The organism is Advenella kashmirensis W13003 (assembly GCF_000506985.1).
GTDB classification, from domain to species: domain Bacteria; phylum Pseudomonadota; class Gammaproteobacteria; order Burkholderiales; family Burkholderiaceae_B; genus Advenella; species Advenella kashmirensis_A.
Map to the genome: position 1 here is coordinate 1041162 of NZ_KI650979.1, position 16138 is coordinate 1057299.

Below are 16138 nucleotides of genomic sequence, written 5' to 3' on the forward strand. Positions count from 1 at the left end.
TTTATTGCACCGACGTCCAAATCGGGCCGGCTATCTTTGCCAAGCCCTGTTTCCATTGTATTTTTAATTATTCTTTAACCTACTGTCTGATTATGTCTGAATTGAATGCCCCGGCGGGCTCGCCTTTTTTCCATTATGACGGCTCCCAGTTGATGGTCGAGGCCGTGCCTGTGGCGCAGCTTGCCGAGCGCTTTGGCACCCCGCTATATGTCTATTCACGTGCGGCGCTGAAAGCAGCGTGGGAATCCTATGCCCAGCCGCTGACCGGCCGCAATGCGCTGGTCTGTTTCGGCATGAAGGCCAACTCCAACCTGGCGGTGCTGCAGCAGTTCGCGCAATGGGGCAGTGGTTTCGATATTGTCTCGGGCGGTGAACTGGCACGCGCGCTCAAGGCAGGCGCCCGGCCCGAGACGATCGTGTTTTCGGGCGTCGGCAAGCAGGATTGGGAGATCCGCGCCGCACTGGACGCGGGAGTCAAATGCTTTAATGTGGAATCGACCGATGAACTGGAACGCATATCGTCAATAGCCAGCGGGCTTGGGCGTATTGCCCCCGTGTCGCTGCGCGTGAATCCCGACGTGGACGCCCAGACGCATCCTTATATTTCTACCGGCCTGAAGGACAACAAGTTCGGGATCGCCATCGACATCGCCCCCCAGGTTTACCAGCGCGCAGCAACGCTGCCCGGAATCAGCATCGTGGGGGTCGACTGCCATATTGGTTCGCAAATTACCCAAATCTCCCCTTACCTGGACGCACTGGAGCGCCTGCTCAATCTGCTGGACACGCTTGCCGGCATGGGTATTACTGTACATCACCTGGATATTGGCGGCGGGTTGGGCATCCGCTATCAGGACGAAACACCGATTGCTCCGGCCACCCTGCTGGACAACGTGTTTGCCGCCCTGCAGGAACGCGGGTATGGCCAGTTGCAGCTGGTGATGGAGCCTGGCCGGTCCCTGGTGGGCAACGCCGGTATCCTGGTGACCCGCGTCCAGTATCTGAAGCATCATGAGAGCAAAAATTTTGCCATTGTGGATGCCGCCATGAACGATCTGCTGCGCCCCACGCTGTATGACGCGTGGCACGGCGTGCTGCAGGTCAATCAGCCTTCTGACGGCACCTCTGCCCTGGTCTACGACGTCGTTGGACCGATTTGCGAGAGCGGCGACTGGCTGGCGCGCGATCGTACCTTGTCATTGACGCAGAACGATCTGCTCGCCATTGAATCGGCCGGCGCCTATGGATTTGTCATGTCTGGTCAATACAACACCCGCCCGCGCAGCGCCGAAGTCATGGTGGACGGCGATCAGGTTCATCTGATTCGCCCGCGCGAAACAGTCGAGGAACTCTTCGCCTCCGAGCGCATGTTGCCGGCATAAATAACGCCGACAGGCAGAGCTTACACCCAGCGAAGGTCGAGAAATTGACATTCGCTTTTTTTTATCTGCACGCAGACCGACCCACGCTCGATTAAGCGTATTCCGCATTTCATTTGCAATAAAATTCACTTGCGAATGAAAACGCCGCAGTCGTGCAATCACCGGAGACGCCAATGTCAGAGCGTGCGTGTGCTTCATGCCTGCCAGTTACGTTCATATATCCGGATATATAAATAAGAAATATCTATTTTACGTATAAAAATAACTTATATACAGTGGTCATAACTGACTCATCCCTTGGTCTTGATCTTTTATGACTGCTGTTTATTCAACTATCGATGCCAGGGCGTCGAACAACGCCCTGGCGATTAACCGGCCTTTATCGTCTGCCAGCACCGGTCACCCTCCCTTTCTCATCCGGCAATTTGCGGCGCCGCTGGGTGCACAGGTACTGGGCCTGGATTTGAACCGGCCGCTGCACGAAGACGATTTTTCACTCATTCGCAAGGCGTTTGCGGACCACCATGTGCTGGTGTTTCGCAAGCAGGACATCACGCCGCAGCAGCATGTCGCCTTCAGCCGCCGTTTCGGCCCGTTGCAGATTCATGTGCTGAAGCAGTTCCAGTTACCTGGTACCCAGGAAATTTTGCAAATTTCCAATATCCGGGAAAACGGCGAACCCATTGGACTGGGAGATGCCGGCGCGTTCTGGCATTCTGATCTGTCCTACAAGGCCATACCCAGCCTGGGCTCGCTGCTACATGCGCGCGAATTGCCGACGACGGGGGGAGATACGCATTTTTCCAATATGCATCTGGCCTGGGAAACTCTGCCTGCAGCCCTGCAGAAAACCCTGCTGCCCCTGAAAGCCGAACATACCTACATCAAACGTTATGAGGAACAGCGAGCCAAGGCGCCCTGGCGTCCTGCGTTGACGCAGACGCAATTGGATGAAGTCCGTCCGGTTGTTCATCCGGTAGTGACCACGCATCCCGAAAACGGTCGCAAGACGCTTTTCGTGAACGAGCACTTTACGTCGCGCATTGTGGGACTGCCTGTGGATGAAAGCGACGATCTGCTGCAGCAGCTGTTTGCCCATAGCATTCGTCCCGAGTTCATTTACACACACCAATGGGAAGAGGACGACATGGTTTTCTGGGATAACCGGTCAGTCATTCATCTGGCAGGAGGCACGCCCGATGACCAGCGCCGCCGCCTGAACCGGACCACCGTTGAAGGTACCGTGCCTGTCTGAGGACAGCGTATTATTTTTTTCCAGAGAATCCATTATGTCCAAGCTGCCCATTACCCCTTTGTTTCGTTTGCTATCCGCCCGGGCAGCCAGTCTGATGCTGGGCGCATCGCTGCTGGCCGGGACCGCTGCCCATGCCGAAGGTCAGTTGCGAATCGCCGAGCAGCACGGCATCGTATACCTGTTGCTGCAGGTTGTGCAAGACCAGAAACTCATCGAGAAGCACAGCAAGGCAGCAGGCCTGGATATCACTCCGCAATGGGTCAAGCTGTCGGGCGGGGCCGCGATCAATGATGCCCTGCTGTCCGGATCAATTGATATAGCCGGCGCGGGCGTAGGGCCTTTGCTCACGATTTGGGACAAAACGCGCGGCAAGTACAACGTCAAGGGTGTCGCCTCACTGGGCAATTTTCCGTATTATCTGATCAGTACGAATCCGGACGTCAAAAGCATTGCCGATTTCAGCAGTAAAGATCGCATCGCGCTGCCGGCCACGACCGTTTCTGTCCAGGCACGCATTTTACAACTGGCCGCCTCCAGGCAATGGGGCAAGGATCAGTTCAACAAACTCGATCCGTTGACCGTGACGCTGCCACACCCGGAAGCGACGGGCAGCATCATCAAGGGTGGCACGGAAATCAATGCGCACTTTGCCACCCCGCCGTTTCAGGAGCAGGAACTAAAGGGCAACAAAAACGCGCACATTGTATTGAAATCATATGACGTACTGGGTGGGCCATCGACCTCGACCGTGCTATATGCTACCGAGAAATTTCGCCAGGACAATCCCAAAACCTATGGCATATTCATCGAATCGTTAAAAGAGGCGGCCGCGTTCATCAAAAACGACCCTGAAGGCGCAGCCGACGCCTACATCCGCAGCGCCGGAAGCAATATCGACCGCGATCTGTTGATTGAGATCATCAAAAATCCCGATATTGATGTCAAGCTTGCGCCTGAAAAAACGTTCCCCCTGGCCACATTCATGTCTGAAGTGGGTGCGATCAAGAACCGGCCTGCGTCCTACCAGGATTACTTTTTTGAAGATGAACATAACCGCAATGGCAGTTGAAATATGGCTCATGTCCTGAAAAACACTGCGTTGCGACTTGCTTCTGTGACCCCCGAACCGGCCCGGAACGCAACGCCGGTGGTTGCGGCGCAGAATCATGGCAGCGACTCCGCGACATTTCCTGCTCAGCTGCCGCCGGCCCTGTTCCGTGCGGAGCGTGTAAGCCTGCGCTATGAAACAGATGATGCCGTCGTCCAGGCGACGCGCGATGTGAGTTTCTCCATCTACCAGGGCGACCGGTTTATTTTGCTGGGCCCGTCGGGTTGCGGCAAATCCAGCCTGCTGAAGGCGGCGGCCGGCTTTATCACACCACAATCGGGTAGCTTTACCCTGAACGGCAAAGCCATCTCAGGACCCGGACCTGACCGTGTCGTGGTTTTTCAGGAATTCGATCAGCTGGCGCCCTGGAAAACCGTGCTTCAGAACGTCGTGTTTGCCCTGCGTGCTTCGCGCACATTGGGCAAAGTGCAGGCAAAAGAGCGCGCTGAACATTATTTGCATCGCGTAGGTCTTGGCCAGTTTCTGCATGCCTATCCACATACCCTGTCCGGTGGAATGAAGCAGCGCGTGGCCATTGCCCGGGCGCTGGCAATGGAACCCGCGGTGCTGTTGATGGATGAACCCTTTGCTGCGCTGGACGCTTTGACCCGACGCAAAATGCAGGAAGAATTATTACAGTTGTGGGATGAAACCCGGGTCACGCTGATGTTCGTTACCCATTCCATTGAAGAAGCTCTGGTCGTGGGCAATCGTATTCTGCTGCTGTCGCCCCACCCCGGCCGGGTGCGCGCCGAACTGAACAGTCATGAGTTCGGAATGGATAGTGCTGGCAGCGACGCCTTCCAGGCGGCAACCCAGCGTATCCATCATCTTCTGTTCGAAGAGCAGATTGAACCCCAGCCTTTGCCCCCACGCGTTGCGAGCCACCATGAATCCGTCTAGCATTCGCGCCGATCCGCCGTTGCGTCCGGAATTTGAATATCCCGTGTCCGCGCTTGCGCCAGCCGCCAACGCCGACTTGGTGCGCGCGCCGCGCAGTTTGATTCAGCAATGGCTCCACCATGATGGAGTCCGCAAAGTATTGATTCTGGTGGTGCTGGCATTTGCCTGGGAAATGGCGGGACGCTGGCAGGACAATGAGCTGTTGCTGCCCACCTTTAGCGCCACGATGTCCGCAATGTGGAGCGATCTGGCCAATGGCCAGTTGCCCGCGCGTATGGTCACTTCACTGTCCGTCCTGTTGCAAGGCTATGTCCTGGGTGTGATGCTGGCGTTCTTTCTGACTACGTTTGCTATTTCCACCCGGTTAGGACGGGATGTGCTGTCTACGCTGACCTCCATGTTCAATCCGTTGCCGGCGATTGCCCTGCTGCCACTGGCGCTGATGTGGTTTGGCCTGGGCACGGCCAGCCTGCTTTTCGTGCTGGTCCATTCTGTCATGTGGCCATTGGCTCTTAATACCTTTTCGGGCTTTCAGAGCGTGCCGCAAACCTTGCGCATGGCCGGCCAGAATTATGGCCTGCGCGGCTTGCCGTTTGTCTGGGCAATCCTGATTCCGGCAGCATTGCCTTCGATCGTTTCTGGCCTGAAGGTCGGCTGGGCGTTTGCCTGGCGCACACTGATTGCGGCCGAGATGGTATTTGGTGCATCGTCCGGACAGGGTGGGCTGGGATGGTATATCTTCCAGCACCGCAACGAACTTGAAACAGCCCAGGTGTTTGCGGGCCTGGTTATGGTGGTTTTGCTTGGGCTGCTGGTAGAAAATCTGGTGTTCAGAACGGTAGAGCGCCTGACCGTCCGACGCTGGGGAACGCAGCAATAGCAAGTGAGATGCCTCGCCTGTCTGGCAGACGGGTCAGTATGAACCAGCCGATCAGCGCATTGAAGAATGAATGATTTTCCCTGTTGGGATACCACGGTGTTTTATCACCTGGTATCCCTTTTTTTTACCTGCAGCGAAGGGATGAGCGAACCGGCCCGCTCCGCCCTGGACTATGGCGCTTACAACTCGCCGTAGGAGTGCAGGCCGGACAGAAAGATGTTGACGCCCAGGAAGGCAAAGCTGGTAATGACCAAACCCACCAGAGCCCAATAGGCTGCGAAAGTACCGCGCATGCCTTTCATCAGGCGAAGGTGCAGCCAGGCAGCGTAGTTGAGCCACACGATGAAGGCCCAGGTTTCTTTGGGATCCCACTGCCAGTAGGTGCCCCAGGCGTCGGCAGCCCAGAAGGCCCCCAGGATGGTCGCGACGGTGAAGAACGCAAAGCCGATAGAGATGGAGCGATACATAATATCGTCCAGCACTTCCAGCGGAGGCAGTTTGGCCGCAATCACGCGGCGTCCCAGCAGAATGGCGGCCACAATAGCCAGGCTGGCCAGAAAATAGACGAGCCAGAATCCAACGTTTTCTTTGTCACGGAAGATAAACAATTCCGACACCATGGCGCCGCCCACCAGCAGCAGCGGAATCATGGGCTTCCAGCTGGTGGTTGCGCCATGCTGCTTGACCAGATAGGCAAAACCCACCATGGCCGACAACGCGAACGAGCCGTAACCGATAAAGTTCGCCGGCACATGCAGCTTCATCCACCAGCTGCGCAGCGCATTGTTCAATGGCGTGATCACCGCGGCATCGCGCTCGAAGGTGTACCAAAGCAGGAAGATCACGGCAGACGAGATGACCAGCAGCACGAACCCGCCCAGGGCCCGCGTGTTATAGCGTTTTTCGTAATACAGGTAGAACAGCGCCGTTATCAGACAGAACAGCACGAAGACTTCATACAGATTGCTGACGGGAATATGACCCATATCGGGGGCGATCAGGTGACCTTCACGCCAGCGCACCAGCAGGCCGGTGAATCCGGCAAACACGCCCGCCCAGGTAAGCGCAGAGCCCATCCAGGCACCGGTCGTACTCACAAAACCAATCCAGTAGCAGACGGTTGCCATAAAAAACAGGGCACACATCCACAGAATGGCCGATTGCGACGACAGCAAATACTTCAGCATGAAGTTGCTTTCTGCATGAGCCAGTTGTCCGTCATAGAGCCAAATCGCCAGGCCGGCCGCAAGGGCACAGGCAATCATGAGTTTGCGCGCAGGCCGCCACAACCAGCCCAGCCAGGTCGCCACAAAGGTCATGCCGACCAGGATGGCTTTTTCATAGTAATCCATGGCGTCGGGATAACGCATGATGGCGTAGGCGGCCCCGGCCAGCAGCACGAGCAGGAAAACAATATCTGTCAGGCCCGGCCGACCGCGCTGCATGCGGCTATCGCCCGACTCGGTGATATTTTTTTCCCACGCTGCCAGAGAATCGGTATCAGCCCAGCTGTCAGTTGCCAGCTCAGCGTTTCCTGATGCGGTCACAATTGTATTTGACATAAATACCCCTACTAGGCTTTTGGGTTACCGGTAAAGTGATGACGGAACCGCTCGAACTCACGATTGAAATCGAGTGTGCGTTTTTGCGAGGTCATGGCCGCCATCATCCGGCTGTCCTGATCGTCCTGCCCGGGCTTGACCCAGATCCAGATACGTCGATCACGAATGTAGAACATGGAGAAGACACCCAGTATCAGCAGCACCGATCCTCCGTAAACCAACAGTTTACCCGGGGATCGCGTAGCCTGCAGAACACTGGCCTGAATATGCTGAAAGGTTTTCAGCTGGAAAAACATGGGTGCGGGGTAATTGGCCAGATCTGAAACGGCGCGCAGCGCCTGATCGAACCACCGCGCCTGGGCTTCGGAGCCCGGTCCGCCAAAGACGATCGGCGCCAGGCCCGCCTGTTCGCGCGACAAATTACGCAGCTCAATCGCGGAAAACAACAAATATTCGCGCAGGATCTTCTTCATGGGTTCGCGCAGATCTGCCGGTACCCGGTCTTTTTCAGGAACACCCTGACCATCGACGTAATTATCGATGCCCGCAAAGCCATCAGCCGCAAAGACGCTCAACGCCCGCTCTGCCAGTTGGACGATGACAGCCTTGTCGATACGTCCGTCCTGATTCTTCTCGGCATAGGCAGTCGCAGCCTTCAGCCGCATGGCTTTGTCATTGAACGCCGCGCGCAGGCTCAGAAATTCATTGATCGAGCTTTTATCATCAGCCGGAATCCTGACATAACGGAACATCGTGTCCCCCGGCACTTGCATGCCGATCAGGAAAACCGGCGCGTTCTCGAGCATGACCGGCAGCATGTAATTATTGAATTTGACGGACTGGTTACGGTCATCGGTCAGCGTGTACGAGACGCTGGGGCCGATATTGTGCAGTTTTTTATCATTTTTGCCGGCGGCGCTGCCGGTGACAGCCAGAATATCTTCCTGGAAGGTCTTGGGCTTTGCCGCGCCGGGATTGGGTGCAGACAGATCTTCTACATTGATGGGCTTGAAGTCGTCGAAGGTGACGGTATAGTGTTTGGTCTGGCCTGCCAGTGTCGTGGTGACACGCGCCTGCTCTCCAACCGCGCCGGCCAGTTCGAAGGGTGTGCTATCGCTGCCGGCCAGCGGATAACCGGTTAGCGTCACCTTGGAGCCGCCATCATGGAAACTGGATTGGTATAGCGTAATGCCATGCATTTCGAAAGGATGGTTGACCTCGATGGTTTTATCGGTCACCTGCCCCGTTTCTTTGTCGGTAATGGTCACTTCGCTGGCAAAGCGCTTGGGCATGCCATTGGTTTCGTAGTATTCGATAATGAACTTGTTCAGCTTGATATCGAACGGCAGCATTTGCAGATACTGCCCCGCGCTTAACTGCAGAATGCCGGTATTGGAGGTGTTGCCCTCTGCGATGGAGACATTACCCCGAAAGCTGGGGTTGCCGGGCGAAAAGCGGGCAGAAGACGGGACATCGGACACGTAGCGCGCCGATTCGGGAATAGGCTGCTTGGAACCGAGCCAGATTTGCAGACGGTTGGGCAGTTCGCTATCAAGCAGACCACCGATACAGACGATCACAATGGACACATGTGCAAAGATGTAGCCCAGGCGGTTGGCGCTGCCTTTTTTGGCGGCCAGCAACGTGCCGCTATCGTCGGTTTTTTCCTTGACCGCGTAGCCTTCCTTTTTCAGCCAGGCCTTTGCCCGCGCCAGCGTTGCCGCGGCAGTGTGTCCGGTCTGGAAGTCCAGGCGATGCGGGAACGCGCGCAGGCTGCCTTCACGAATATACTCGCGAAAGGAACGCATGTCCTTGATCATTTTGGGCGCATTGCGCAATACGCAGACCGATGTAGACACGACCAGGAAGGTCATGATGAGCAGAAACCACCAGGTATTGTAGATTTGCGCTACACCGAATTTGCTGAAAACGGCATACCAGTACATGCCGAACTGGTCGGTATAGGTGAGTTCAGGCTGGTTTTGCTGCAGAACAGTACCGATGATACTGGCCACGCAGATAAAACTGAGCAGGCTCACTGCAAAGCGCATGGAACCGAGCAGGTCAATGAGCTGGGCGCCCCAGACTCTGTGGGTTGGACGAGATACTGAAGTGGTCATAGGAAAAAGGGGCACACAATACGCGTTACCCCTTCTTAGACCAGCGTAAACGGAAAAGTTCCAAACATTCCCGCCGGTGCTGGTGATAAATTGACGATCAGGACAGGTTCAGCTGCAGCCTGCCTTGAACGTTCGGCCGGCAGCTTAGCGAATGCCTGCTGCGTAATCTGCAACGGCCTGGATGTCCGCCTTGTTCATGCGGTTGGCAATTTTACCCATCATGTTGTCTGCACCGCCCTGCTTGCGATACCCATCGGCAAAGCCATGCAGTTGCGCTTCAAGATATTCGGGGTGCTGGCCGGAAAGACGCGGGAAAGCAGAGGGAATGCCCTGGCCGGTTGCACCATGGCAGGATGCACAGGCAGGAACACTACGCTCGGGAATACCGGCGCGCCAGATCTGGCGACCACGACTGACCACGTCTTTGTTGTCGCCCTGTTTGGCCTTGGCGGGCTGGGTCAGTTGCTGCTTGCTGAGAAATACGGACAGATTCAGCATGTCTTCTTCTGTCATTTGCGCTACGATAGGCGCCATTGCGGTGGGTTTGCCATCGGCCGTGCCGCGAATGACCTTGTCTGCGGGGGCTTTGAAATGTTCCAGCTGGAGTGCGATGTATTCATGAGGCATGCCGGCGAGGTTCGGATACATGGGTACGCCACTGTTACCGTTGGCGCCATGACAGGCTACACAGGCCAGAATGCCGCGAGACATATCACCTTTCGTGTAGAGCGCTGCACCTTTTTCAGCATCGGGTACGGGCGCTTTTGCTGCTGCCGCTTCTGCACCGAAGGCTGCCGCTCCAAAGGCCACACCGGCCAATACGCTACCGGCAACCAGAATGTTTGTTAAAACTCGCTTCATGAATATCCTCTGTGACCCATGGATCTGGGGTGCACTTTTGCAACCACGGCCCGTATTTTAAAAGATAAATGCTGTCAGACACGGAAGTATAAACCTCAAACGTGAATTTAGGCATTTTTTAGCCTAGCAATTATACAATACAGGACGAAACTTTTTTTGCCGGAACCCCTTGTGTCAATATTACATCGCGCCTCGTTCTACATCTCAGCCGCCAAGCTGGATCAGTTGCCCCCGCCCGGCGCCCCGGAGGTCTGCTTTGTGGGACGCTCCAATGCCGGCAAATCATCTGCCATCAATGTGCTGACCAACCAGAAACGGCTGGCGTTTTCCAGTAAAACGCCGGGGCGGACCCGGCTGATCAACCTGTTCGGCATCCCCGATCCGCTGGATCCGGAGCAACCCCTGGGCTTTCTGACCGACCTTCCCGGCTACGGTTATGCGTCGGTGGCACGCGATGCCCGCGAGGAGTGGGCTGAAGTGCTGGGCGCCTATCTGCGCCAGCGCACCTCGCTGGCCGGCGTCGTGCTGCTGATCGACATTCGCCGGGGCGTCACCGACCTGGACCGGCGGCTGGCCAACTGGATCGCCCCCTCGGGCAAACCGGTGCTGGCGCTGCTGACCAAGGCCGACAAACTGCCATATGGGCAACGCATCAAGGCGGTCTTCGCTGTCAAGAAGGAACTGGCCGATATCGGCGCGCTGAACGCCGTGCCGTTTTCCGCCACCCAGCGCATCGGGCTCGAAGAGGCCGACCGCAGCATCGTGAACTGGATTTCACCCCAGGTTGTGCCCTGAAGAGGATCAGCCACTCGCTCAAACCACAGGGCTATATCGAACTTTTTTGACCGGGCGCACTCTGAGCAAAGGGTGCTCATCCTGACACCAACGACCCGTTGTGCCGATTCAGGCCGGGGGAGTGTGCCAGAACCGGATCATCCGTCATCTGCCACCATTGGCATGACATCTACTGCTTTACGGACAAAACAATGACTTCTATTATCACCGCCGACTTTCCCGCTTCCCGTCCCCGCCGCAACCGTCGCGACGATTTTTCGCGCCGGCTGGTCCAGGAAAATGTCCTGACCGTCAACGACCTGATTTATCCGGTCTTCATCAAGGAAGGCCGGGGCATTACCGAACCTGTCGCATCCATGCCCGGTGTCAGCCGCTACAGTCCCGACACGCTGCTGGCGGTGGCCGAAACCTGTGTATCCCTGGGTATTCCTGTCATGGCGCTGTTCCCCTCCATCGATCCGGACATCAAGACGCCCGACGGCATTGCCGCAACCCGCGAAGATGGCCTGATCCCCCGTACGATTGCGCTGCTCAAGAAGGAGTTTCCCGAACTGGGCATTTTGTGCGACGTCGCGCTGGATCCCTACACCAGCCATGGGCAGGACGGCGTACTGGATGAAAATGGCTATGTGCTGAACGATGAAACCACGGAAATTCTGCTGCAACAGGCGCTGACACAGGCACGCGCCGGCGCCGACTATGTGGCGCCCAGCGATATGATGGACGGCCGGATCGGCGCCATCCGCCAGGCCCTGGAAAAGGAAAAACTGATCTATACCCGGATCATGGCCTATTCGGCCAAGTACGCCAGCGCCTTCTACGGCCCCTTCCGCGATGCAGTGGGTTCAGCCACCAATCTGGGCAAATCCAACAAAATGACCTACCAGATGGACCCGGCCAATCGCAACGAGGCGTTGCGAGAAATTGCTGCTGATATTCGCGAAGGTGCCGATATGGTGATGGTCAAGCCCGGGCTGCCTTACCTGGATATTGTCCGCGAGGTCAAGGACACGTTCCGCGTTCCGACCTACGCCTATCAGGTTAGCGGTGAATACGCCATGATCAAGGCAGCCGCGCAAAACGGCTGGCTGGATCACGACAAAGTGATGATGGAGTCACTGATGTGCTTCAAGCGCGCCGGTGCAGACGGCATTCTGACGTACTTTTCCATTGACGCAGCACGTATTCTGACCGGTCGTCAGTAAGATGGAGGCCCGATACGCTTCTACAATCTGAAACGAAAGACAACGGCCGTGTTTTCTTGCGACAAACGAAACTCGACAGGGCGCGATTGTTGACGGCGGCAAGTCCTCGCCAACAATCTGTTCAACAAATTACAGCTTGAAGCCGTGATATTTCTGCCCCAGTGCGACCGTCGCGGCAAAAAAGCCGGCCTTGCTGCCGCAATCGTAGCGTACACCATCGTAGGCGAGCCCAAAAACATTGCGGCTTTTGAGCAGCGCGGCAATCCCGTCAGTCAGCTGGATTTCGCCACCCGCCCCCTTGCCGATATGGCGCAGGTATTCAAAGATTTCCGGTTCCAGGATATAGCGCCCCACGACGGCCTTGTCTGATGGCGCGTCTGCCGGTGACGGTTTTTCGACAATATTGGCTACCTGAATGGTGTTGGATGACACGGACTTGCCGGCAATAATGCCGTACTTGCTGGAATCTTCACGATTAATCGTCTGAATACCCAGCACGCTGCCATTGTTGGCGTGCGCGGCCTGGATCAGCTGTTGAGTCACCGGCACATCGGCATCAATCAGGTCATCGGCCAGCAAGACGGCAAACGGCTCGTTCCCCACGACGGGTTCGGCGCACAGCACGGCATGCCCCAGTCCCAGCGGCGCCGGCTGACGGATATAAATGCAGTTGACGTTGGACGGAATGACCTGTCGGACCTGTTTCAGCATTTCCTGTTTGCCCTTTTCTTCGAGCTCGGATTCGAGTTCGGGCATGGAATCAAAATGATCTTCGATGGCGCGCTTGTGCCGTCCGGTAATGAAAATCAGATCTGTAATACCGGCCTTGACTGCCTCTTCAACTGCGTATTGAATCAGCGGTTTATCGACGACCGGCAGCATTTCCTTGGGCATCGCCTTGGTGGCCGGTAAAAACCGGGTGCCCAGACCGGCGACAGGAAAAACAGCTTTACGAATCGGATTCATGTAGACCTCATTGAGTGACAGATCGTTGTATTTTATCTGAATGTTCCACCAAACCGGTCCTGCACACGCGCTCAGCCTAAACGCCTGCCCTCAGGGGTAGAGGTCCTGCAGTGCCGCAAACGCCGGGAAGTGCCGGTCCCGCTCGGCCAACAGGCGCCGCTCGCCCGGCACCCGCCAGTCGATATTGAGCTGGGGATCATCGAAAGCCACGCCCCGCTCTGCCTCGGGGGCATAGGGCGCGTCGGTTTTGTAAGAAAAAATAGCCTGTTCACTGAGTACGGCAAAGCCGTGTGCAAAGCCGACGGGGATAAATAGCATCTGTTTTGTCTCGGCATCCAGTTCAATTTGCAGAGACTGACCAAAAGTGGGGCTGCTTTTACGCAAATCGACCACGACGTCCCGCACCCGCCCCTGCACCACCCGCACCAGTTTGCTCTGGCCCCAGGGCGGCAATTGGTAATGCAGCCCCCGAATCACGCCATAGGCAGACAGCGACTCATTGTCCTGCGTAAAACGCACCGGGCGTCCCAGCGCATCGTCAAGCACCTGTTGCCGGTAGGTTTCCAGAAAATAACCGCGCGCGTCGCGATGCACCCTGGGCGTGAGCAGCAGGACATCGGGGATAACCAGGCGTTCTGTTTTCATGAAAGCGTTGACATGCCATGAGGGGATCGGATCAACACCGATTATAGCGGATCGATACGGAGCGCGGCGGGCCGACAGGCCAAGGCACACGGGCATCCTGTTATGATAGTCGATTACCACTTTGACTTGACAGCCCGAAGACAATCATGGCCTCTCTGCTCGTTACCGGTGGCGCCGGATTTATCGGAGCCAACTTCGTTCATTACTGGCTGGCGCAGCACCCCGACGACACGCTGGTCGTGCTGGATGCACTCACCTATGCGGGCAACAGGGAGAACCTGGCGGAACTGGATGCGCGTCAGAATTTCACTTTTGTGCACGGCAACATTACCAATACCGACAAGGTCATTGCCCTGCTGCGGCAGCACCGCATTGATACGATCGTGCATTTTGCCGCGGAAAGCCACGTGGACCGCTCCATCCAGGGTCCCGATACGTTCATCCAGACCAATATTACCGGCACTTACAGCCTGCTCAAGGCCGCCCGCCAGGTGTGGATCGAGGCGCCGGCACTGCAGAATAAGCCTGCCTTGCCGCATCGTTTCCATCATGTCAGCACCGACGAAGTGTTTGGCAGCCTGCAGGCAGACCAGCCGGCCTTTACCGAAAACACTGCGTACGCGCCCAATTCACCGTATTCAGCCAGCAAAGCGGCAGCCGATCATTTGGTACGCGCCTTCAACCAGACGTATGGACTGGCCACCACGCTCAGCCGCTGTTCAAACAACTACGGCCCCTATCATTACCCCGAAAAACTGATCCCGCTGGCACTGACCCATATCCTGCACGATAAAACCATTCCGGTTTTCGGCGATGGCCGGCAAATCCGCGACTGGCTGTATGTGCTCGATCATATTCGCGCAATCGAAACCATTCTCCTGCGAGGCAAAGCCGGCGATACCTGGAATATCGGCGCCCGTTGCGAATTGACGAATATTCAGGTGCTGCACACGCTGTGTCGTGTCATGGACGAGGCCTTTGCCACGCAACCACAATTGCGGCAGCGCTTTCCGCTGGCCAGGGCCGCGCGCGCGGGACAATCAACCTCCCTGATTCGTCATGTGCAGGACCGGCCGGGGCATGATCGCCGCTATGCCATTGATCCTGCAAAAATCGAGCGGGAACTGGATTTTGTCGCGCACGAGCCGTTTGACTCGGGGATTGTCAAGACAGTAGCATGGTTTCTTGACAATGAATCGTGGTGGCGCACGGCGCTATCACAGACGTAATAGGCCGGGCTTTGAGGCAGGCCGAGTTAACGCCCGCATCAGATCATCTTGATTGCAGACGCTTTGGACGACGGGAACACTTTCTGCACTTGCTCATTATTCAGCCCATAAATTTCTTTGAACAGACCACCGAGCACATCCCGTGAATTGTTCAGCACCTTGTAATCACGTTCTTCATTCAGCGCCGCAATGCTGACGTCGGTTTGTTCGCCCAGAATTTTACCGCCGTTGATCGCGCCCCCCAGCACCCAGTGCACCGAACCGTGGCCGTGGTCCGTTCCGCCACTGCCATTTTCACGAAACGTTCGGCCGAACTCGGACATCACATACACCACGGTTTTGTTCCACTGCGGGCCCATTTCGTCGGCAAAGGTTTTCAGACCACTGCCCAGGTTTTTGAACTGATTGGCCAGCATTCCGCTGGCGCCACCCTGACTATAATGGGTATCCCAGTTACCAATATCCAGAAAACCCAGGCTGTACTTGTCTTTCATCAACGAGGCCATGCGTTTGACCTGCAGATCAAACCCTTTGGCGCTGACTGCATTTCTGCTGGCGGCTTCCTTCTCTTTCTCAAACTCCTCCAGCATCATTCTATGGTTGGCTACGCCTTCGGCGACAATCTCCTCCTGTTTGCTGTTTTTGTACAGATCTTCCAGCAGGGATATTTGATTATCTCTGAACACCGACTTGCCTGATCCGCTCAGACCAATCAGGGGAATGCGGGCGGGCCCCTGCATGATGAGCGGGTTGTTGTTGGTGAATGAAACGGGCTGCGCCTTTGCGCCCAGAACGGTGGCTAGCCGGTTCAGGAACCCCGTCCCGTAAGCGCGTTTACCATTGGCCGGTTGCCCGCTCTCCATCAGGTCCTGCGTCTCGAAATGGCTGCGGGACAAATCGGCAGTACCCGCAAAGGGAATGAATGCAATCTGCTTTTTCTCCCAAAGCGGCATCAGCGTTTTCTGAAAGACCGGGTGCATGCCCCAGTGATTGTCCAGCTTGAGCGCTGCGTCTTGCGCACTGCCGGGCTGGGCAATAGCGATACGCGGGCGATTTTCGTAATAATCGTCACTGGTGTAGGGCACCAGAAAATTACAGGCGTCATAGGCGCCGCGCAGGAAAATAACCAGCGTTTTGATATCCGTGCTTTCGGCAGCAAACAACTGGTGGCTATTGACCGTGAGCGGCGCCAGCATGGCGGTCGCCAGGAAATCACGTCGGTTCATG

General features: G+C 56.4%; 14 protein-coding genes. 8 read left to right on the forward strand and 6 right to left on the reverse strand.

Annotated elements, in window-relative coordinates; translation table 11 throughout:
* The first annotated feature begins 92 nt into the window (after positions 1-92).
* The 5 genes from lysA (at position 93) to W822_RS28885 (ending at position 5528) form a co-directional block, all read left to right on the forward strand.
* The gene (gene lysA / locus W822_RS28865) at positions 93-1382 is read left to right on the forward strand and encodes a diaminopimelate decarboxylase (protein ID WP_031242196.1); all 1290 of its coding nucleotides are present in this window, start codon (positions 93-95) and stop codon (positions 1380-1382) included.
* Between the two features lie 313 nt (positions 1383-1695).
* On the forward strand, positions 1696-2637 hold the full coding sequence (locus W822_RS28870; protein ID WP_081724291.1) for a TauD/TfdA dioxygenase family protein: 942 nt from the start codon (positions 1696-1698) through the stop codon (positions 2635-2637).
* A gap of 34 nt (positions 2638-2671) precedes the next feature.
* A complete protein-coding gene (locus W822_RS28875; RefSeq protein ID WP_024004044.1) occupies positions 2672-3706 on the forward strand; it encodes an ABC transporter substrate-binding protein in 1035 nt (344 codons plus the stop codon).
* Between the two features lie 3 nt (positions 3707-3709).
* Positions 3710-4648: an ABC transporter ATP-binding protein gene (locus W822_RS28880; protein WP_024004045.1), complete on the forward strand. Its 939-nt coding sequence runs from the start codon at positions 3710-3712 to the stop codon at positions 4646-4648.
* The gene (locus W822_RS28885; protein WP_024004046.1) at positions 4635-5528 is read left to right on the forward strand and encodes an ABC transporter permease; all 894 of its coding nucleotides are present in this window, start codon (positions 4635-4637) and stop codon (positions 5526-5528) included. Before W822_RS28880 ends, W822_RS28885 begins: the two co-directional genes overlap by 14 nt.
* 179 nt (positions 5529-5707) lie before the next feature.
* Here the strand turns inward: W822_RS28885 and ccsB are convergent, their stop codons facing one another.
* The 3 genes from ccsB to W822_RS28900 all read right to left on the reverse strand — a co-directional run bounded on the left by ccsB (position 5708) and on the right by W822_RS28900 (position 10071).
* Positions 5708-7090 carry a c-type cytochrome biogenesis protein CcsB gene (gene ccsB, locus W822_RS28890; protein WP_081724292.1) on the reverse strand — a complete coding sequence of 461 codons (1383 nt, stop codon included), beginning with the start codon at positions 7088-7090 and terminating at the stop codon, positions 5708-5710.
* 11 nt (positions 7091-7101) lie between these two features.
* Positions 7102-9210 (reverse strand): cytochrome c biogenesis protein ResB, encoded by a 2109-nt coding sequence (locus W822_RS28895; protein WP_437177136.1) that lies wholly within the window; start codon positions 9208-9210, stop codon positions 7102-7104.
* Between the two features lie 144 nt (positions 9211-9354).
* Positions 9355-10071 (reverse strand): c-type cytochrome, encoded by a 717-nt coding sequence (locus tag W822_RS28900; protein WP_024004050.1) that lies wholly within the window; start codon positions 10069-10071, stop codon positions 9355-9357.
* Between the two features lie 171 nt (positions 10072-10242).
* Here W822_RS28900 and yihA point away from each other — a divergent pair, with 171 nt between their 5' ends.
* Together yihA and hemB are read left to right on the forward strand one after the other, a co-directional pair.
* Complete coding sequence (gene yihA, locus W822_RS28905) at positions 10243-10866, forward strand: ribosome biogenesis GTP-binding protein YihA/YsxC (RefSeq protein WP_024004051.1); 624 nt, start codon at positions 10243-10245, stop codon at positions 10864-10866.
* Between the two features lie 191 nt (positions 10867-11057).
* Positions 11058-12071 carry a porphobilinogen synthase gene (gene hemB / locus W822_RS28910; RefSeq protein ID WP_024004052.1) on the forward strand — a complete coding sequence of 338 codons (1014 nt, stop codon included), beginning with the start codon at positions 11058-11060 and terminating at the stop codon, positions 12069-12071.
* A 129-nt stretch (positions 12072-12200) separates the two neighbouring features.
* On the opposite strand, the gene galU is transcribed toward hemB, so the two are convergent.
* On the reverse strand, positions 12201-13037 hold the full coding sequence (galU, locus tag W822_RS28915) for a UTP--glucose-1-phosphate uridylyltransferase GalU (RefSeq protein ID WP_024004053.1): 837 nt from the start codon (positions 13035-13037) through the stop codon (positions 12201-12203).
* A 90-nt stretch (positions 13038-13127) separates the two neighbouring features.
* Positions 13128-13682: a dTDP-4-dehydrorhamnose 3,5-epimerase gene (gene rfbC / locus W822_RS28920; protein ID WP_024004054.1), complete on the reverse strand. Its 555-nt coding sequence runs from the start codon at positions 13680-13682 to the stop codon at positions 13128-13130.
* 146 nt (positions 13683-13828) lie between these two features.
* Here rfbC and rfbB point away from each other — a divergent pair, with 146 nt between their 5' ends.
* Positions 13829-14911 carry a dTDP-glucose 4,6-dehydratase gene (rfbB, locus tag W822_RS28925; protein WP_024004055.1) on the forward strand — a complete coding sequence of 361 codons (1083 nt, stop codon included), beginning with the start codon at positions 13829-13831 and terminating at the stop codon, positions 14909-14911.
* A 38-nt stretch (positions 14912-14949) separates the two neighbouring features.
* On the opposite strand, the gene W822_RS28930 is transcribed toward rfbB, so the two are convergent.
* Positions 14950-16137, reverse strand: coding sequence for a DUF1501 domain-containing protein (locus W822_RS28930; RefSeq protein WP_024004056.1), 1188 nt, complete (start codon positions 16135-16137; stop codon positions 14950-14952).
* Position 16138: the final 1 nt, after the last annotated feature.